The 16,428-nt window shown below is 52.5% G+C and carries 27 protein-coding genes; 23 read left to right on the top strand and 4 right to left on the bottom strand.

Going from position 1 to position 16,428, the window contains the following annotated elements; genetic code table 11:
* The first annotated feature begins 75 nt into the window (after positions 1–75).
* The 8 genes from F5I99_RS07430 (at position 76) to F5I99_RS07395 (ending at position 6,417) form a co-directional block, all read left to right on the top strand.
* Positions 76–1,248: a phage tail sheath protein gene (locus tag F5I99_RS07430; RefSeq protein WP_151054600.1), complete on the top strand. Its 1,173-nt coding sequence runs from the start codon at positions 76–78 to the stop codon at positions 1,246–1,248.
* 14 nt (positions 1,249–1,262) lie between these two features.
* Positions 1,263–1,772 carry a phage major tail tube protein gene (locus tag F5I99_RS07425; RefSeq protein WP_151054599.1) on the top strand — a complete coding sequence of 170 codons (510 nt, stop codon included), beginning with the start codon at positions 1,263–1,265 and terminating at the stop codon, positions 1,770–1,772.
* Positions 1,773–1,843: 71 nt separating this feature from the next.
* Positions 1,844–2,209 carry a phage tail assembly protein gene (locus F5I99_RS07420; protein ID WP_151054597.1) on the top strand — a complete coding sequence of 122 codons (366 nt, stop codon included), beginning with the start codon at positions 1,844–1,846 and terminating at the stop codon, positions 2,207–2,209.
* A gap of 8 nt (positions 2,210–2,217) precedes the next feature.
* Entirely contained in the window at positions 2,218–2,337 is a 120-nt protein-coding gene (locus F5I99_RS19820; RefSeq protein ID WP_151059018.1) for a GpE family phage tail protein, read from the top strand.
* Positions 2,334–5,003, top strand: coding sequence for a phage tail tape measure protein (locus F5I99_RS07410; protein WP_151054595.1), 2,670 nt, complete (start codon positions 2,334–2,336; stop codon positions 5,001–5,003). Before F5I99_RS19820 ends, F5I99_RS07410 begins: the two co-directional genes overlap by 4 nt.
* 2 nt (positions 5,004–5,005) lie before the next feature.
* Complete coding sequence (locus F5I99_RS07405; RefSeq protein ID WP_151054593.1) at positions 5,006–5,434, top strand: phage tail protein; 429 nt, start codon at positions 5,006–5,008, stop codon at positions 5,432–5,434.
* A complete protein-coding gene (locus F5I99_RS07400) occupies positions 5,427–5,618 on the top strand; it encodes a hypothetical protein (protein ID WP_151054591.1) in 192 nt (63 codons plus the stop codon). The genes F5I99_RS07405 and F5I99_RS07400 overlap by 8 nt, the downstream gene beginning before the upstream one ends.
* Before the next feature lie 85 nt (positions 5,619–5,703).
* Positions 5,704–6,417 carry a contractile injection system protein, VgrG/Pvc8 family gene (locus F5I99_RS07395; protein ID WP_191905975.1) on the top strand — a complete coding sequence of 238 codons (714 nt, stop codon included), beginning with the start codon at positions 5,704–5,706 and terminating at the stop codon, positions 6,415–6,417.
* A gap of 36 nt (positions 6,418–6,453) precedes the next feature.
* Here F5I99_RS07395 and F5I99_RS07390 read toward each other — a convergent pair whose 3' ends face one another.
* The 4 genes from F5I99_RS07390 to F5I99_RS07375 all read right to left on the bottom strand — a co-directional run bounded on the left by F5I99_RS07390 (position 6,454) and on the right by F5I99_RS07375 (position 8,607).
* On the bottom strand, positions 6,454–7,275 hold the full coding sequence (locus tag F5I99_RS07390) for a hypothetical protein (RefSeq protein WP_151054587.1): 822 nt from the start codon (positions 7,273–7,275) through the stop codon (positions 6,454–6,456).
* Complete coding sequence (locus tag F5I99_RS07385) at positions 7,268–7,780, bottom strand: BRCT domain-containing protein (RefSeq protein ID WP_151054585.1); 513 nt, start codon at positions 7,778–7,780, stop codon at positions 7,268–7,270. Before F5I99_RS07385 ends, F5I99_RS07390 begins: the two co-directional genes overlap by 8 nt.
* A gap of 4 nt (positions 7,781–7,784) precedes the next feature.
* The gene (locus F5I99_RS07380) at positions 7,785–8,147 is read right to left on the bottom strand and encodes a hypothetical protein (RefSeq protein ID WP_151054583.1); all 363 of its coding nucleotides are present in this window, start codon (positions 8,145–8,147) and stop codon (positions 7,785–7,787) included.
* A gap of 67 nt (positions 8,148–8,214) precedes the next feature.
* A complete protein-coding gene (locus F5I99_RS07375) occupies positions 8,215–8,607 on the bottom strand; it encodes a helix-turn-helix domain-containing protein (protein WP_225307588.1) in 393 nt (130 codons plus the stop codon).
* Between the two features lie 95 nt (positions 8,608–8,702).
* Here F5I99_RS07375 and F5I99_RS07370 point away from each other — a divergent pair, with 95 nt between their 5' ends.
* From F5I99_RS07370 to F5I99_RS07305, 15 genes are all read left to right on the top strand, one after another.
* Positions 8,703–8,885: a ribbon-helix-helix domain-containing protein gene (locus F5I99_RS07370; protein ID WP_151054579.1), complete on the top strand. Its 183-nt coding sequence runs from the start codon at positions 8,703–8,705 to the stop codon at positions 8,883–8,885.
* A 62-nt stretch (positions 8,886–8,947) separates the two neighbouring features.
* Positions 8,948–9,451, top strand: a complete 504-nt coding sequence (locus F5I99_RS07365; protein WP_151054577.1) for a phage regulatory CII family protein — start codon at positions 8,948–8,950, stop codon at positions 9,449–9,451.
* Positions 9,448–9,759, top strand: a complete 312-nt coding sequence (locus tag F5I99_RS07360) for an ogr/Delta-like zinc finger family protein (RefSeq protein WP_151054575.1) — start codon at positions 9,448–9,450, stop codon at positions 9,757–9,759. The genes F5I99_RS07365 and F5I99_RS07360 overlap by 4 nt, the downstream gene beginning before the upstream one ends.
* Entirely contained in the window at positions 9,756–12,437 is a 2,682-nt protein-coding gene (locus F5I99_RS07355; RefSeq protein WP_225307587.1) for a toprim domain-containing protein, read from the top strand. The genes F5I99_RS07360 and F5I99_RS07355 overlap by 4 nt, the downstream gene beginning before the upstream one ends.
* 74 nt (positions 12,438–12,511) lie before the next feature.
* Positions 12,512–12,676, top strand: a complete 165-nt coding sequence (locus tag F5I99_RS19430; RefSeq protein WP_191905974.1) for a hypothetical protein — start codon at positions 12,512–12,514, stop codon at positions 12,674–12,676.
* Positions 12,673–13,335, top strand: coding sequence for a hypothetical protein (locus F5I99_RS07350; RefSeq protein WP_151054573.1), 663 nt, complete (start codon positions 12,673–12,675; stop codon positions 13,333–13,335). Before F5I99_RS19430 ends, F5I99_RS07350 begins: the two co-directional genes overlap by 4 nt.
* Positions 13,332–13,727 carry a hypothetical protein gene (locus F5I99_RS07345; protein WP_151054571.1) on the top strand — a complete coding sequence of 132 codons (396 nt, stop codon included), beginning with the start codon at positions 13,332–13,334 and terminating at the stop codon, positions 13,725–13,727. Before F5I99_RS07350 ends, F5I99_RS07345 begins: the two co-directional genes overlap by 4 nt.
* A complete protein-coding gene (gene csrA, locus F5I99_RS07340) occupies positions 13,721–13,927 on the top strand; it encodes a carbon storage regulator CsrA (RefSeq protein WP_151054569.1) in 207 nt (68 codons plus the stop codon). The genes F5I99_RS07345 and csrA overlap by 7 nt, the downstream gene beginning before the upstream one ends.
* Positions 13,927–14,163 carry a hypothetical protein gene (locus F5I99_RS07335; RefSeq protein WP_151054567.1) on the top strand — a complete coding sequence of 79 codons (237 nt, stop codon included), beginning with the start codon at positions 13,927–13,929 and terminating at the stop codon, positions 14,161–14,163. The genes csrA and F5I99_RS07335 overlap by 1 nt, the downstream gene beginning before the upstream one ends.
* Entirely contained in the window at positions 14,153–14,773 is a 621-nt protein-coding gene (locus tag F5I99_RS07330; protein WP_151054565.1) for an HNH endonuclease signature motif containing protein, read from the top strand. The genes F5I99_RS07335 and F5I99_RS07330 overlap by 11 nt, the downstream gene beginning before the upstream one ends.
* Entirely contained in the window at positions 14,766–15,092 is a 327-nt protein-coding gene (locus tag F5I99_RS07325; protein ID WP_151054563.1) for a hypothetical protein, read from the top strand. Before F5I99_RS07330 ends, F5I99_RS07325 begins: the two co-directional genes overlap by 8 nt.
* On the top strand, positions 15,085–15,465 hold the full coding sequence (locus tag F5I99_RS07320; protein WP_151054561.1) for a DUF7673 family protein: 381 nt from the start codon (positions 15,085–15,087) through the stop codon (positions 15,463–15,465). The genes F5I99_RS07325 and F5I99_RS07320 overlap by 8 nt, the downstream gene beginning before the upstream one ends.
* Positions 15,465–15,722 (top strand): hypothetical protein, encoded by a 258-nt coding sequence (locus F5I99_RS07315; RefSeq protein ID WP_151054559.1) that lies wholly within the window; start codon positions 15,465–15,467, stop codon positions 15,720–15,722. Before F5I99_RS07320 ends, F5I99_RS07315 begins: the two co-directional genes overlap by 1 nt.
* The gene (locus tag F5I99_RS07310) at positions 15,715–16,086 is read left to right on the top strand and encodes a hypothetical protein (RefSeq protein ID WP_151054557.1); all 372 of its coding nucleotides are present in this window, start codon (positions 15,715–15,717) and stop codon (positions 16,084–16,086) included. Before F5I99_RS07315 ends, F5I99_RS07310 begins: the two co-directional genes overlap by 8 nt.
* The gene (locus F5I99_RS07305; RefSeq protein ID WP_151054555.1) at positions 16,083–16,427 is read left to right on the top strand and encodes a hypothetical protein; all 345 of its coding nucleotides are present in this window, start codon (positions 16,083–16,085) and stop codon (positions 16,425–16,427) included. The genes F5I99_RS07310 and F5I99_RS07305 overlap by 4 nt, the downstream gene beginning before the upstream one ends.
* Position 16,428: the final 1 nt, after the last annotated feature.

Below are 16,428 nucleotides of genomic sequence, written 5' to 3'. Positions count from 1 at the left end.
CCCCTCTCCACGCGCGAGACTGCACACTGATGGCAGTGCAACACACAGCGCAATGCAAACCGCAGGAGAGAGCCAATGGCAACCGAATACCATCACGGCGTCCGCGTCATAGAGATCAACGAGGGCACCCGCCCGATCCGGACCGTATCGACGGCCGTGATCGGTCTGGTGGCTACCGCTGAAGACGCAGACGTTGACTACTTCCCGGCTAACAAGCCGAAACTGATCACCAACGTCCTGGAGGCAATCGGCCAGGCCGGTGTCTCCGGTACACTATCCAAGGCACTGGACGCGATTGCTGACCAGACCAAACCCATCATCGTCGCAGTGCGGGTGCCGGAAGGCATCGATGCAGCGGCCACCACCAGCAACCTGATCGGCTCTGTCACTGCCAACGGTGAATACACCGGCATGAAGGCACTGATGGCGGCTGAGAGTCAGTTCGGCGTCAAGCCTCGCATTCTGGGTGTACCAGGGCTGGATGATCAGGCCGTTGCAGCGGAGCTGGTCGGCATTGCCGAGCAGATGCGGGCCTTTGCTTACATCAGCGCATTTGGTGCAGCCACCAAAGAAGAGGCCGTCACCTACCGTGACAACTTCGGCAGCCGCGAAGCGATGGTGATCTGGCCAGACTTCCTGGGCTGGGATACGGTCGCCAGTGAGGAAACCACCCTGTATGCCACCGCCCGAGCCCTGGGCCTACGCGCCAAGATCGACCAGGAGGTTGGCTGGCACAAAACCCTGTCCAACGTCTCAGTGAATGGTGTCACCGGCATCAACAAGGACATCTACTGGGATCTGCAGAACCCGGCTACCGATGCCGGTTATCTGAACGAAAACGAAGTCACCACCCTGATCAACCGTGATGGCTTCCGCTTCTGGGGATCTCGCACCTGCTCAGCGGATCCGCTGTTTGCATTCGAGAACTATACCCGTAGCGCCCACGTCATTGCCGACACCATGGCCGAAGCGCACATGTGGTCCGTAGACAAGCCGATGCATGCCAGCCTGATCCGCGACATTATCGAGGGCATCAACGCCAAGTTCCGTGAATGGAAGGCGCTGGGCTACCTCATCGATGGCTCTGCCTGGTACGACGACACAGTGAACAGCGAGGAAACCCTCAAAGCTGGCAAGCTGTACATCGACTACGACTACACCCCGGTGCCACCGTTGGAGAACCTGATGTTCCGCCAGCGCATCACCGATCGCTACCTGGCCGACTTCGCCAGCCAGATCAACGCATAACGGAGGGATGACCGATGGCACTGCCCCGTAAACTGAAGAACATGAACCTGTTTGAGAATGGTATCTCCTACGCTGGACAGATTGAGGAGGTTGTCCCTCCTGTACTCACCCGAATCATGGAGGACTTCCGTGGGGGCGGCATGAACGCACCCATCAAGACGGACCACGGCATGGAAGCCCTGTCCATGGAATGGACTTGCGGCGGCCTCATGCGAGAGCCGCTGCTCCAATTCGGCATCACCCGTCACGATGGCGTGCTGCTGCGCTTTGCCGGTGCCTACCAGCGCGATGATACCGGTGCTGTAGATGCAGTCGAAATCACCTGCCGTGGCCGCCACAGCTCCATTGATATGGGCACAGGCAAGCCAGGTGACCAAAGCCCGTTCAAAGTCACCAGCGAGCTGAGCTACTACAAGCTCACAATCAACGGCATCGAGGTGATCGAAATCGACATCATCAACATGATCGAACGGGTCGCAGGCGTCGACCGGCTGGCTGACCAACGTAAAGCGATCGGCTTATAAACGTTCAACACCCTTTGGCCGGTATGCACCTTTACCGGCCTTTTTTTCACTAACGCAATGGGATGCTTACCATGACAACCAAAGACACTGAAAAAACCCAGACACCAGCCCAAACCGAAGTTACCCAGGCAGAACCCAAAGAACTGCCGCCGTATTCTGTACAGCTGGACGAACCCATCAAACGTGGCGATCAGGTCATCAACGTAATCACGCTGCGCAAACCCCGCTCAGGTGAACTGCGTGGACTCAGCCTCCAGGAAGTACTCCAGCTGGATTACAACAGCCTGCAGAAGCTGCTGCCCCGTATCAGCACCCCAACGCTAACAGAACAGGACGTAGCCAACATGGATACCGCCGATCTGACCGCGGTGGGCACTGAGCTTGTGGGTTTTTTCGTACAGAAGCAGCGCAAGGAAGAGGCCTACCTGCAAGCGTAGATGAAGCCATAGCGGATATCGCCATGGTTTTCCACTGGCGACCCTGCGACATGGCCGACATGGAACTGGTTGAACTGATGGACTGGCGAGAAAAGGCGCGCAGGCGCTGGGAAGGAGATGATAAGTGAGCAATAGACGCCTGACCGCCGAGCTAATTCTCAGCACCATCGACAAGGCTTCTGCCCCGCTGAAGAAGGTAATGCAGGGCAGTAAGCAGACCGCTGCAGCATTGCGTGCATCAAAGGAACAACTATCTAGATTGCAGCGGCAGCAGAAAGACATCAGCTCATTTCAGCAGCTGCAGCGAGCCACAAAGAAGAATCGAACCGAACTCCAACAGGCTTCAGAAACTGCCCGGCGGTTGCGGCAACAACTGACAGCCACTGAAAACCCCAGCAAACGACTTAGCCAGCAATATCAGCGAGCCGCACAGCAGGTAAACAACCTGCGGCAAAAACAAATCCGCCACCTCGCCACACTCAGGACCGCAAAACAGCGCCTGGGCGAAGTGGGTATCGATGTAAGACAGCTTTCACAGCACAACCTGAAACTATCGCAGGATATCGATACAGCGACAAGGTCCATGCGACGGCAGCAGAATGAGCTGGATCGCTTAACACGCAGACAAGAACGGATGAGGGCTGCTTCGGCAAGCTTTGCAGCTACACAGGAAACCGCCAATCATATTGCAGGGGCTGGCTTTAGAGCTGCTGCAATGGGCAGTACCATCAGTTACAGCGCCATGCGGGTCATTAGACCAGGCATGGAGTTTGATGCCGCCATGAGCCAGGTACAGGCTCTTACGAGACTGAACAAAGAGTCTGAGCAGTACATTGCACTACGCAAACAAGCCCGTGATCTGGGTGCATCCACTTCTTTCTCTGCTTCTGATGCCGCCGCTGGACAAGGTTATCTGGCGATGGCCGGTTTCACCCCCGAAGCAATCATCGACGCAATGCCAGGCATGCTGTCGCTGGCAAAGGCCGCTGGCATTGAACTCGGCCAGGCAGCAGACATCGGCTCGAACATTCTAACCGGATTTAATATGTCCGCCGGTGACATGGGCCGTGCTGGTGATGTACTGGTTGCTACCTTTACACGGGCAAACGTTGACCTGGCTATGCTGGGCGACACCATGAAGTACGTCGCGCCGGTAGCCTCGGGTCTCGGTGGAACCCTGGAAGAAGCCGCCGCTATGGCGGGTAAGCTCGGTGATGCAGGTATTCAAGGCAGTATGGCTGGTACTGCTCTCCGGTCTATATACAGCCGTATGACCGCACCGCCAAAAGCGGCCGCCGATGCCCTCGCAGAACTCGGCATTCAAGCTCAAGATGCGCAGGGTAACCTGCGGCCAATGACTGACCTGCTAAGTGAACTACACGACAAAACCAAAGACCTTGGCGCAGCACAGCGAGCGGCCAGTTTTAAGGCAATTGCGGGTCAAGAAGCCTTCTCCGCACTTGCTGTGCTGACCAATCAAGCCGGTACCGGAGATCTGCAAAAGCTGATCAGTGAGCTTCAAAACGCCACGGGCGAAGCAATGCGTACTGCAGCGACACAGGCAGACAATGCCGCTGGTGATTTGCTGTCACTCAAAAGCGCTGCCCAGGATGTTGCTATAGAGCTGACAGAGCTGAACGATGGCCCACTCCGTGGAGCCATTCAAATGATTACCAGCATAGTGCGAGGTACTGGCAACTGGATCAAAGAAAACCCAGTACTGGCTGGCACGATCGCTAAGGTAGCCGTTGTCGCCGGGGTGCTACTTGTAGCCTTCGGCACCTTGGCACTGGCAGTTTCAGCGCTGATGGGACCACTGGCAATCATGCGCTGGGTATTTGTTGCTGCTGGCATCAGAGGTGGTGCTCTAGGTACTGTTTTGACCACCTTAGGTAGAACAGTGCTGCCCATGCTCGGTCACGCAATCATGTGGGTCGGCAAAGCCTTTCTCACCAACCCGATCGGCCTTGCCGTTGCAGCAATTGCCGCAGCGGCCTACCTGATCTACCGCAACTGGGAGCCCATCAAAGCCTTCTTTACCGGCCTGTGGCAACAGGTGAAAGAAGCCTTCAGCGGCGGTATCGCCGGAGTGGGTGCCCTACTGCTCAACTGGTCCCCACTGGGAATACTCTACTCAGTCATTCAGAGTGGGCTGGCCACCCTGGGTATTGAACTACCAACGCAGTTTAGTGACTTCGGCAGCATGCTCATGCAAGGCCTGATCAACGGCATTACTGGACGCATTGACCAGGTTAGGGAAAAGATCACCTCTGTGGGTTCATCCATATCCGGCTGGTTCAAAAACATATTGGGCATCAACTCACCCAGCGTGGTGTTTACAGATCACGGCGCTGACGTCATGGCCGGCCTGCAGCAAGGCCTGGGTAACGGCGAAAGCGCTGTAATGGAGTCAATCGTGAGCATTGCTGGCCGTCTGATGGAAAAAGGCCGCGAACTGGCTGGCAGGCTGCGCAGTACGCTCGGTGATTTGAAAAACAGCGCCCTGGACAGACTCAACACAGCCGGTGGCTGGCTACGTGAACGGCTTGGATTTGACCAGCCTGAGCTGCAACCTGCTGGAGCAGGTGGTGGCTTTCAGTTCGACAACCGCCCTGCACTACAACCACGGGCAGCCAGTACAAGAGGCAACAGCCTCAGCATTGGCGAGATACACGTCCATGCCGCACCGGGTATGGATGCCGAAGCCGTAGCCAGAATGGTGGCCATGGAGATCCAGAGGCTGCAACTGCAACAAGCTGCCAGCACCCGATCACAGCTAAGAGATGAGGACTAACCATGCTGATGTCACTGGGCCAATTTGTATGGGGTATCAATACCCTGGCTTACCAGCAGCTGCAGCGACAGACCAACTGGCGTTGGGCAGCACAGAACCGGGTCGGCCAACGTCCGGCACGGCAATTCGTAGGCGAAGGCGACGACACCATCACCCTGTCCGGCTGGCTGTCACCCGAACTGGTTGGCGATCGTAACTCAATCGATACCCTGCGCTACATGGGCGATCAGGGCTTGCCTTATGTACTGGTGGATGCCACTGGCCGTGTGTACGGCCTCTGGGTAATCGAAGGGATCAGCGAAACCGGCACACTGTTCAGAGTAGACAGCCTCCCCCGCCGTATCGAATTCAGCCTGACACTAAACCGCGTCGACGACAACCGCATCGACCAGGTGGGCCTGATCACCGACCCAACCGAGGTCATTGCATGAACTCTGGCAGCCGCACACCCAGTTATCGTCTGGTAGTCAACGGCCAGAACATCACACCCACCGTCAACGGCGTCTGGTTAAACTGACCCTGACCGATGAACGCGGCGATAAAGCCGACCAGCTCGATATAACCCTGGACGACAGCGACGGCCTGCTGGATATCCGCCGGATAAGCCAGTATTGAATGCTGGATCGGTTGGCAAGACGCCCTGTTTTACAAGGGCCGATTCACGCTGGACGAAGTCAGCCACTCAGGCCCACCTGATCAGTTGACCCTGCGAGCCCGATCGGCAGACTTCAAAGGCAGCATCAAGCGTAAACGGGAGCAGAGCTATCACGGAGTTAAACTTGGCGATATCCTCAGCAGCATTGCCGCCCGCAACGGCCTGCAGCTGGCAATGGATGCAAGCCTGGCAAGCACACCAATCGATCACCTGGACCAGACCAGCGAGAGCGACATCAACCTGCTAACCCGCCTCGGTGAGCAATACGGCGCGGTGGCCACCGTGAAAGATAATCGCCTGGTGTTTAAACCAGCCGGTACCGGAACCACAGCCAGCGGTACCGAGATCCCCGCGATCACCATCAACCGCCGTGATGGCGACCAGCACCAATACCAGCGTGCTGAACGCAACAGCGATTACACAGGGGTTCAGACTCATTGGCAGGATACCGGTACCGGTGAGCAGCAAACAGTGACCGTAGGCAGCGACGAAAATGCCAAGGTATTGCGGCACCCTCACCCGAATCAGGCAGAAGCGGAGAGTGCTGCCAAAGCCGAATGGCGCAAGCTAAACCGCGCCGGTGGCAAGCTGACGCTGACCCTGGCTGAAGGGCTGGCAGAACTCTACCCAGAAACGCCGGTGAATGTCGTAGGGTTTAAGGCAGAGATTGATGGAACGGACTGGGTGACAGAGCGCGTTGTGCACACAGTGAGTGAGGGTGGGTTTACTACGCAGGGGGAGTTGGAGGTTAAGGGGTAGGTTTTTCTTTGAAATAATGGGATAGGTCTAGTTGAATCACATGTAATTTTCGTTAACCGGAGTGTAATTAACTGAAATACCGCACTTTTGTATTTTCGTTAATTTATTCATATTAAAAAAACCTATAAAACCACTATCAAATTTCATAATAGCATTGAGTTCATTAATTAGCCTACAGAAGTCAGAATGTATGTAATTTAGCCCACCGACTCTTTTTTCTATTGCTATAGAGCTACCTATAGATCCTTTATGCACATTCGTAGTTGCAACATCAACATCAAACAGTTCATTCAAGTCATTTAAAATTAATAAAATATTTTTTATTTTAGCGACACTATTTTCTTTATTAATTCTTATTTCTTCATTATTTAACATTTGCAAAAGATGATAAACATCATCAATTGCACTTGTTATTCTTATTATTATTGAACCTTCAATATGATACTTACCTTTCTTCGCTAATGGGAATAAAACGCTGTGCAATCGGTTGTGGCTCTTAAACTTTACGTCTTTAGTAGTATGCTCCTTGAAATACTTTAAAAACTCTTCAAGATGCTTATAGTAATTAACAAAGTTATTTTGCTCAGATGATATTTTAATCTGCTCTCTAGTCTGTTCAGAACGATGATTAGCAGCAAAAACAGCAACAATAGGTATTAGCATTGCAAGAATTGAAATTGGGACTCTAAAATATTCTAAAACATTATTAAACCCAACATAATTGATCTTGAAATACAAATTGGAATATTTATATATAAAAAAAGAAACAACCACAGCAACTATTATAGTAATAATAATAGTCAAATAAACCACAGGCAATTTAAAAAAGCTTTTATTAGGATCAAACCAATTACTCAATATCAAGCTCTCCAGTCTCTAACAACATCAAAAATGCTTCATAGGAAATTATCTGAACACCTTGCTCTTTTGCTTTAGCAACTTTACTCGGACCTGCTGTTGGCCCGGTTACTAGAAAACCAAGCCGGGCACTGACGCTCTTTTGAACCACCCTCAGATCATGTTCCTCAGCAAGCGAAATAGCATAGGGCTTCAGGGCGTTACCCAGCCCGGTGAACAGCACACTCACCCGACCATCAGTTTCTACTGGTCGTTTACGGGTGGGTTCTCGGTAGGGAATATCGTTACCGCTGACAGTTTTGATCCAGGTGTCGCGGTCGATCGGTTGGCCGGTGTCACTTTTGACGGCTGAGACTCGGTCAAAGCGGAAGGTACGCGGGGCGTGGCTTACGTGGCAGATAGCACTGAAGCGTTCATCATCAGCAGAACGGATCTCAATGCTGCGCTCAGTGGTGTTTCCACCCAGATCGGTATAGGTGATGCTGACCACCTTCTGGCTGGCCATCTTACTACTCCAGTAGTTCCAGGTATTGTGGATACTGCATCAGCATAAAATCCAGGATCCGAACCTCCATCTCAGGATCATGGTGAGCTGTAGCAAATGCCCCGGCACCCACTTCCATGCCAGGCAGGTAGAAGGCAACAAAGGTACGATCATGCTTACCAGAGGTGGCCACCAGGTGTTCTGAAACTGCACCCAGTTCATCAGCGGTTGGCAAACGCCCATCCACCAGCGGTACCTGCACATCAAGGCTCAGTTTGATGCTGCCAAGTTGATCCTGTTTGATCACCTCGAAAGGGATAGCTGGCTCAACAGCTAATACTTGAGTAGACGCCATAAGCAAACCCAACAGAATACCCTTCATTCGCATGTACAACTCCCTGTCAGCTTATTAATTTCTAATAAACATTATTATAGCGTGCATACCACTTTAAACGCTAACCGTAGCTTTTCTTCTCTTCTGCTGCCATTGCAAGCACTGTTTCAACTTCAATGCTTTCGTAGCTAGGGTTCAGTGACTGGAAGGCTTTACCAGCAGCCACCAGGTGCCGCTGCCCGACATCGGAACAGCCTCGGTATATCCCCAGCAGCTCCACCTCATCTGGCGTCAACCCATTGATTGATGTATCCATTTGAGTGCCTGTGAGGATGTACAGCACATCAACGCCCTTTCGGGCAATCGCGCACAAATAGTCGCTATCAGGCGCTCTTTTACCCTTTTCATAGTTGGATTGGGCATTCCTAGCCACTCCACCAACCAAGCCGAACTCCTCCTGACTCAGGCCAATGCGCTCTCTTTCTTCTTTTAACCTGTCCCCAATTTCACTCATTCGAATACACTTTTGTTGACATGCACTCATTTGAGTGCAATCATTGTTGTTAATAACGGTTATTAACGGCTAATAACGTAAAGGAATTCTAGGCTATGCCCCAAACAAACACCACAACGCAACACAGCGAAACTCACAGACCACGTCGCACCCTCCAGGTGGTCCTGCCCGTCGACCTGATCGACGCCGTAACCAAGATGGCTAACGACGAGGATCGTTCACGCTCAAGTATGGGTGCCCGATTGATTCAGGAGGCAATCGAGTCACGCAAGAGCTAGCTATCAACCATTTAAGCTCAGTAACCCTCAGTGAACCACGGCTAAATAGAAGAGATACGGACATGAGCAGACGGACACGACAATGCCATGGCGGCATTCATACACCCCAAATGGCGTTTTACCACGCAGTTCATAGTTACAAAGGTGGTTTGCCTGTGATCGCAGCGATGATGGGCATCACACCCAGCCTCGATACCCTTCGTAAAAAACTGGACCCCGATCAGAACAGTCATCATTTGAGACTGGATCAAGCAATGGATATCCTGCGCATCACCAAAGACCCGCGCATTCTCGACGCCATCTGTGCTGAAGTCGAAGCTGTGTGGTTCATGCCTGACACTGTGCCGCCTGCACCTGCAGATATGGATGTGCTGTACAGCAGTACTTCATTGATGAAGCGCTCAGTACAGCTAATTTCAGAGCTGGAGTGTGCATTGCGTGATGGTGATATCAACGAGGATGAACGTGCCCGGCTCGACAAACACATCATGCGCCTGTTCCAGGCCACTCACTATGTTTCTGAAACTGCCAGCCGGTTCGAACGAGGTAGTGAGGAGCAGTCATGAGCGGAAGCGTTTATAAACTTCGGTGTCCGCACTGCCATCACGGCCTGCGTGTACGCAATTCAGTTGCCCAGCATCCACTGCTGCGATCCATTTACATGCAATGCACTAACGTGGCCTGTGGAGCAACCTTTCGTGGACAGATGGAAATCACCCATGCCATGAGCCCATCCGGATGCCCGACACCCGATATCCAGCTGCCGATCGCTGATGCAGAGATCCGCCGCCAGGCAATTGAGCGTGAAAACAGCAAGCAGGTGGATATAGACGATATTTTTGACAGTCAGGAAGCTCAGGGTGGCCAGGCATGAATCCAGGCATGAACCCACAACTCCGAGACGACATCATCGGCCGTCTGAAAGACCACCACAAAGGCGTGGTGTCCAAACGGTATCTGAACAAGATCGAATGCCCGAGCTGTCATCAGCGCGAAGCCTTCACCAGCACTGAAACCCCCTGGGTGGTGAAGTGCGGCCGCATGAATAATTGCGGTGAAAGCCATCATGTCAAAGACCTGTTTCCGGAGCTGTTCGAGACCTGGACAGAACGCTACGCCCCAAAGGATGACGCCGAACGCCAGAAGAACCCCACAGCGGTAGCTGATGGATACCTGCGTGACGGCCGTGGCTTCGATCTGATGCGCATTCGCGGCTGGTACACCCAAGAGTACTACCACGATCATCATATCAACCAGGGCACCACCACCGTGCGTTTCCCGCTGCCAAACGGCCACTGGGAACGCCTGCTCGACAAGCCTCAGCGCTTTGGTAAGCAGAAGGCCCGCATCATCGGCAACTACAAAGGGCTGGCATGGGTACCCACCATCTACAGCATCAAGGATCTGGCCGAGGCGAAAGAAATCTGGGTCTGCGAGGGCATATTCGACGCCATTGCCCTGATGCATGTCGGCATCATGGCCGTGTCGAACCTGAGTTCAGGCAACTACATCGACCAGCTGCTGGAACAGATCCGCAAAGAAGTCCCAGCCGGTGTCAAGTTGCCGATGCTGGTATGGGCCCAGGACGGTGACCGGGCCGGTCGCAAAGCCACGCTGAAACACCGCGACCGTGCAGAAGCCAGCGGCTGGACATGTGAAGCGGCACAGATCCCGCTGATCAATGGCCGCCGCCATGACTGGAACGATCTGCTGCAGCTGGAACGGCTGACTGACAAAGACATCAAGAAGTACCGCTACTACGGTGACTTACTGCTTGCCAAAACCCCTGCCGAGAAAGCCCTGCTGATGTACAACCACCGCGAAAAACGTGAATTCTGGTTTGAGTTCAGCGGCAAGCTCTGGTGGTGGAAGCTGGATATGGATGCCTACGACCGTGAACTGAAGTCCCTGGATGCCAGTGGAGTTGACCAGTTGGATGCCGATCAGCGCGAGCTTGTGCTGAAAAATGCAGGGCTACTGTCATGTGTCTGCAGCGCTGTTCCCACCCCACTCTACTTTCAACGCAATGAGGTTACGGACGAGAGTACCTATTACTTCCGCATCGAGATGCCAGACGAGTCTATACAAAAACACGCCTTCTTACCCAAACAGCTAACCAGTGCCAGTGAATTCAAGAACCGCCTGCTGGGAATAAAAAACGCCTGGTGGATCGGCAGCGGCAAGCAGCTGGATCGCATCATGCAGGATCAGATGATGGGGCTGCGCACCGTCGAGACGATCGATTATATCGGCTACACAAAAGAGCACGGCGTTTACGTGTTCACCGATGTAGCGATTAAAGACGGCAAGGTGATCCCGATCAATGAAGAGGACTTCTACCAGTTCGGCAAGCTGTCACTCAAAACGCTGGCCGGCTCGCCCGAGATCCAGATCAATACGCACGCGAACGAGTACAACCCCCACTGGGCCAGCCAGGTGGCACAGGCCTTTGGCAGTGCTGGCGTGGTCACAACGGCATGGTGGCTGGGCTCACTGTTCGCTGAGCAGATCCGCCAGAAGCACAAGAGCTTCCCATTTTTCGAGCTGGTGGGTGAAGCAAACGCCGGTAAATCCACGCTGATTGAATTCCTGTGGAAAGCCTGCGGCCGCTTCGAATACGAAGGTTTTGACCCGAGCAAGGCCACCAAGGTCGGTCGCTACCGTGCCTTTGAGCAAGTGAGCAACCTGCCGGTGGTGCTGATCGAGGCTGACCGCGACAGCGGCGACAAGAACAAGGCCGGCCAGTTTGACTGGGACGAGCTGAAAACCGCCTTCAACGGCCGTGCGATTCGATCCATGGGGATGAAGACCACCAGCAACGAAACCCGCGAGCCGCTATTCCGTGGCGCGATCATGATCAGCCAGAACGCTCAGGTTGAGGCCAGTGAGCCGATTCTGAGCCGTATCACCCACATCACCGTGACCCGGGAAACCCAAACTGCTCAGACCAAGGTTGCGGCAGAGTGGCTTGAAACCATCCCGATGGAGAGCGTCAGCTTTTTCCTGCTGCAGGCCACCCGCGCCGAGCAGCAGCTGATGGAGGTGTTCGACTCGGCTTCACGTCACTACGAGAAGTACCTGTTCCAGATGGACGAGATCCGCATGTACCGTATCGCCAAGAACCACGGCATGCTGATGGCTCTGGTGGATTGCCTGGGCGAAAAGGGCCTCGGACTGCTGCCGGAACCCATCATCGCTGAAGCCCGAAAATTCGTGGTGTTAATGGCCATGGAACGACAGTCCGCACTAAATGCTGATCACCCGATGGTTACCGAGTTCTGGGAAGCCTACGACTACATAGAAGGCACCGGGGATATCAGCAAACCTAAGCTGAACCACTATGGCCCCGAAGCCAAACAAATATCCGTCAACCTGAAAGAGTTCGAACGCTGGTGTGGTGAATTCAAGCTGCGCACACCCGACATGCGCACGCTGAAACACCTGCTACGCACCAGTAAGAACCGCAAGTTTATTGATTCCAACCGCTCGGTGCGCAGCAAGATCACGGAGCATGAAAAAACCGTGAAGTGCTGGGTATTCGATAAAGATTGAAGTGGGCCGAACGGCCTGAAATGAAACGGCTCCCGACACCGCCAAGTATCCGGGAGCCTTGAAGGAGTATACCGATGAAAGCAAACACCAACGCGTTTGATTCTAACGCCCTGGGACGTGCCATTGCAATGCAGATCCTGCTGGAGCTGCCCCCTGCCGCACTTGAAAAAGTCAAACAACGCATCCGCGCACGCCGTGCACTGGCACAGGATCTGTCAACAAAAGGAGCCCATTCATGAACGCCAAACTGTCATTACACAACCGCGAACCCTCACTTCATGAGCAATTTTTGCGACTGGAAGCGTTTCAGATTGCGCTTAAAGAACGAGAGGAGAAAATTGCTGCACTTGAAGCAGATCGTACCTATTTGGAGAACGAACTGAAAATAAGCCATGAGCAAGAACATGAAAGTTATAAGCATGAAAAAAGCATGGAGCAGAGATTGACCAACGCTCAGCAGCAGCTGAAAGATGCCGAAACCGAGATCAAACGCCTGCGTGCACTAGATCCTGAACGCCTGAAAATCCAGGTGAAGCGACTGCAAAAAGAGAAGGCGAAAGCCGCCGCCGGTGCCCAGGAGCTGCGCACCAAAAACCAACACCTGACCAAACAGAACCGACAGCTAAATATTGCCCTGGATAAAGCAATTGCCGATGCAAATGCAGGCATGGAACTTAAGCCGGCACAGATATTCGAGCAAGCCCGAATCGGGCGCTGGGAGCTGTTCACCTGTGCCAAAGATGGCTGGTACCAGATCCTCGATACAGAGAATGAAGTCAGCCAGACCGTCCGTGTCGAAGCGGGCAACCTGGTAACACCCAAGATCCGACCGGTACCTAAAGCGATCGCAGCAGAGGTTCTGAAATTTCACCAGGAATACTTTGGGGGTGCAGTATGAGCAACCTATTAGCACAGGTCGCCTTTGAGCATAGCCTGCGCACCGAGCAGATCATCCACCTGGGCACCATGGCCTGCTCTATTCCGATGGTCGATGCTGCTCAGGAAGCATTTGAGGATGACTGGTATCAGGTCTGGGCAGCGCTCGGCCTGACGCCTCCAAGACTCGATGCAGAGTACGAGGGAATCAGCGACGCAATTATTGATAATCAACGCACCGGATTCCTTGTGCAGATCGGCACACCAGTAACCGGCTCCTGGAGCCATTACCGGCTGCAGTGGTTCTACGGCGAGAGTATGGAAGAGATCTATACCAAAGCCGCCAAGTGGCAAACAGAGTACATCGATAAAAAACGTGAACAGGCTTTAAGCAAGGAGAAAACATCATGCTGATTCTAACCCGCCGCATCAACGAAACCCTGGTCATCGACAACGATATCAGAGTGACAATCTTAGGCGTTAAAGGCAACCAGATCCGCATCGGTATCGATGCGCCGACTGATGTGGAAGTACACCGGGAAGAAATCTGGTACCGGATCCAGCGAGAGTTAAAAGCTGGCCAGCAGTTTCAGCAACAACAGGAGCAGCTGTGATGAAAAACAAACTAAGTGATTTGAACAACCACCTTTTTGCTCAGCTTGAGCGCCTGTCTGATGAAGACCTTAAGGGTGAAGATCTGACCAAAGAGATAGAACGGAGCCGGGCTGTGACCACTGTCAGCCGCGAGATTATCGCCAACGCCGACTTGGTTTTTAAAGCCGAAAAAGCCCGTGCAGAAGGGCTGATTAAACCTGCTGCCATAAAGGGGATGTTGAGCCATGACCAGTAAAAAGAGAAGCAAAATTGAGCTTTCTGAAGCACAGCTTACATTCCTTAAATGGGAACGGGAAACACCTCGAAAAGAGCTGACTGAAGCATTCAACAAACGGTTCGATACCGACCTGTCTGCAGATAATATCAAGGCGATATGTCTACGGCATGGATGGAAAACCGGCCGAACAGGCCGGTTTGAGCAAGGACATAAGCCTGCTGCTAATGCTCGCCCGGGTGGTCCGAACAGCACGAGTTTTAAGAAAGGCCACCGCCCAAAAAACTGGCAACCTATTGGCACAGAGCGCATCACCGGTGATGGGTATCTGCAACGCAAGATCACAGATACCGGAAACACCGTGGATGACTACGTGGAAGTACATCGCCTGGTATGGGAAGAAAACCACGGTCCAATACCCAGTGGCCATATCGTCACCTTCAAAGATGGCGATCGCCTGAACTGTAAAGATATTGAAAACCTGATGCTGATAACCAGATCAGAACACGCCGTCATCAACAGAATGGGCCTCAGTAAAGTTTCACCTGAGCTTAAAGAACCTGTATTGCAGCTTGCTCAGGTAAAACTGAAGCGTACTGAACGTAGTGGGAAGGAGGTGCCACATGGCTGATATATCAAAGTGCGACTGCCTAAATTACTGCGGTGACGATCCTAAAATTGGTAAAGGGCTAATTGATCCCTGCCAACAGTTTAAAGATCGCCAATATCAACAGAGTCGGCCCACTCGGATCCGTAAATGGGCGCATACCAGTGCTGATGATCTTAAAAGCACGCTCAAGTGCCTACTGGAAAACAAACCTGCTGAAACCGCTAAAGATTGTCTGTATGCCCTACTCCACGCAGATGTGAAAGGCAAAACACACCGCAAACACCTTGCGGCCGCATTGCGTGCAGCAAGTAAGCATCTTGAGGAGGTGCCACATGACTAATGCATACACTCAAGAGCAGCTGGAGCAACGTTATCGCGAGGCCATTGAAGTACTGCTGCCAATAGCGATGAAAGACACCAGCGGTGGCCGCGCCGCCGCTCAGGTGTTGCTTTCAACCTACAACGCTTATCAATTCCATCTGAACCCACTGGATCTCGGTCTATTGGATCCACAATCTCTATTCAATGCGGCATTTGATGTTCTGCAACTGCGCATCATGCTCAGCATTGAACCACATGAAATGATCGAAAACGGCGACGATCGTTTTCTGCAAGTGTGGCAGCGGTGGGAGCAACTGCGCATACAGAATCGCTACAAAGAGGCTGTTACCAATGCAGGAATATCTGGAACCCTTAGGGCGGAGAGGTCTTGATGCTTATTTTGAATCAACCGGATACAGGCGACCTTGAGGTGATCACACAGGTTCACTGTGTTTGCTGTAACTGCACCAATGAGGTGTTCTTTGAAGGCAACAGCAAAGAGATTGCCGCCATTAAATTAGAGCAGCTTGGATGGCGAACTTACGAGAGGACAGACGAAATTGGAGGCAATACCTGCCCTACTTGTATTGAGGATCTTAAAGAAATTTCGCTAGAAGAAGATTCGGAACAGGAGACCCCTTATGACTGAGCTCTATGCACTCATCCGCCCAGCAAGCAGCTACGCAGATCAAGACACTGGTGTGCCGTTCAGAGTAAAACTTAACCCTTGCCCTTTTGATGGTTACTACTGGATCGGGGGCCCCGGCGGCCAGTATCGCCACTCAGATCTGATACTGTTCGTGAAAGATGGCGACGAGTTTATCAAATGCCGTGCATACGCGGCCAACGGCGAACGAGAGCAGATCATCAGAATGATGCTAACTGAAATACAGACCGAATCCGAGCTCGGCTATTTTTACCCTGATGAAATCGAGTCTTGGGTCAATCAGCAACGGAAACAGCTGAGTAAGATATTAAAAATCGCCAAAGCAAACCGGCAGGAGGATATATGAGATTCTTAAAAAACCATCATTTAGATGGGTGGCCAATCTTAGACACTCAAACTCAAAAGCCGCTAAGTAAAGATGAAACTATAGAAATGTTGAATCTCATGAATACTAAGTTAGAGCGCATCACCCAGCTTGAATGCAGTCTCTATTTAGCGCTAAGTGCGTTGGATTTTGAGGCCGGTGAATGGAATGAAGAAGCCATTATTCGCCATCAACGTGAGCAGATTGATATCGGGCGTGATTACTTACGCAAGGCCTTCGATCAAGAAATGACGGATCGCTTATCTCAGCTGTTTCAAAAAGTGGTTGAATCTAGACCTTTCGACCTACCTCCAAGGAGATAGC

The organism is Nitrincola iocasae (assembly GCF_008727795.1).
In the GTDB taxonomy this organism is placed as follows: domain Bacteria; phylum Pseudomonadota; class Gammaproteobacteria; order Pseudomonadales; family Balneatricaceae; genus Nitrincola; species Nitrincola iocasae.
The sequence above is the reverse complement of the archived record's forward strand: the minus strand, read 5'-3'. Positions and strand labels throughout refer to the sequence as shown.

Coding starts and splice junctions, on each gene's coding strand:
- F5I99_RS07430 (WP_151054600.1), top strand. CDS start 76: ATGGCAACCGAATACCATCACGGCGTCCGCGTCATAGAGATCAACGAG.
- F5I99_RS07350 (WP_151054573.1), top strand. CDS start 12,673: ATGAACGCCAAACTGTCATTACACAACCGCGAACCCTCACTTCATGAG.
- F5I99_RS07335 (WP_151054567.1), top strand. CDS start 13,927: ATGAAAAACAAACTAAGTGATTTGAACAACCACCTTTTTGCTCAGCTT.
- F5I99_RS07360 (WP_151054575.1), top strand. CDS start 9,448: ATGAGCGGAAGCGTTTATAAACTTCGGTGTCCGCACTGCCATCACGGC.
- F5I99_RS07310 (WP_151054557.1), top strand. CDS start 15,715: ATGACTGAGCTCTATGCACTCATCCGCCCAGCAAGCAGCTACGCAGAT.
- F5I99_RS07315 (WP_151054559.1), top strand. CDS start 15,465: ATGCTTATTTTGAATCAACCGGATACAGGCGACCTTGAGGTGATCACA.
- F5I99_RS07345 (WP_151054571.1), top strand. CDS start 13,332: ATGAGCAACCTATTAGCACAGGTCGCCTTTGAGCATAGCCTGCGCACC.
- F5I99_RS07365 (WP_151054577.1), top strand. CDS start 8,948: ATGAGCAGACGGACACGACAATGCCATGGCGGCATTCATACACCCCAA.
- F5I99_RS19430 (WP_191905974.1), top strand. CDS start 12,512: ATGAAAGCAAACACCAACGCGTTTGATTCTAACGCCCTGGGACGTGCC.
- F5I99_RS07405 (WP_151054593.1), top strand. CDS start 5,006: ATGCTGATGTCACTGGGCCAATTTGTATGGGGTATCAATACCCTGGCT.
- csrA (WP_151054569.1), top strand. CDS start 13,721: ATGCTGATTCTAACCCGCCGCATCAACGAAACCCTGGTCATCGACAAC.
- F5I99_RS07380 (WP_151054583.1), bottom strand. CDS start 8,147: ATGCGAATGAAGGGTATTCTGTTGGGTTTGCTTATGGCGTCTACTCAA.
- F5I99_RS07355 (WP_225307587.1), top strand. CDS start 9,756: ATGAATCCAGGCATGAACCCACAACTCCGAGACGACATCATCGGCCGT.
- F5I99_RS07370 (WP_151054579.1), top strand. CDS start 8,703: ATGCCCCAAACAAACACCACAACGCAACACAGCGAAACTCACAGACCA.
- F5I99_RS07420 (WP_151054597.1), top strand. CDS start 1,844: ATGACAACCAAAGACACTGAAAAAACCCAGACACCAGCCCAAACCGAA.
- F5I99_RS07425 (WP_151054599.1), top strand. CDS start 1,263: ATGGCACTGCCCCGTAAACTGAAGAACATGAACCTGTTTGAGAATGGT.
- F5I99_RS07325 (WP_151054563.1), top strand. CDS start 14,766: ATGGCTGATATATCAAAGTGCGACTGCCTAAATTACTGCGGTGACGAT.
- F5I99_RS07320 (WP_151054561.1), top strand. CDS start 15,085: ATGACTAATGCATACACTCAAGAGCAGCTGGAGCAACGTTATCGCGAG.
- F5I99_RS07330 (WP_151054565.1), top strand. CDS start 14,153: ATGACCAGTAAAAAGAGAAGCAAAATTGAGCTTTCTGAAGCACAGCTT.
- F5I99_RS07375 (WP_225307588.1), bottom strand. CDS start 8,607: ATGAGTGAAATTGGGGACAGGTTAAAAGAAGAAAGAGAGCGCATTGGC.
- F5I99_RS07305 (WP_151054555.1), top strand. CDS start 16,083: ATGAGATTCTTAAAAAACCATCATTTAGATGGGTGGCCAATCTTAGAC.
- F5I99_RS07385 (WP_151054585.1), bottom strand. CDS start 7,780: ATGGCCAGCCAGAAGGTGGTCAGCATCACCTATACCGATCTGGGTGGA.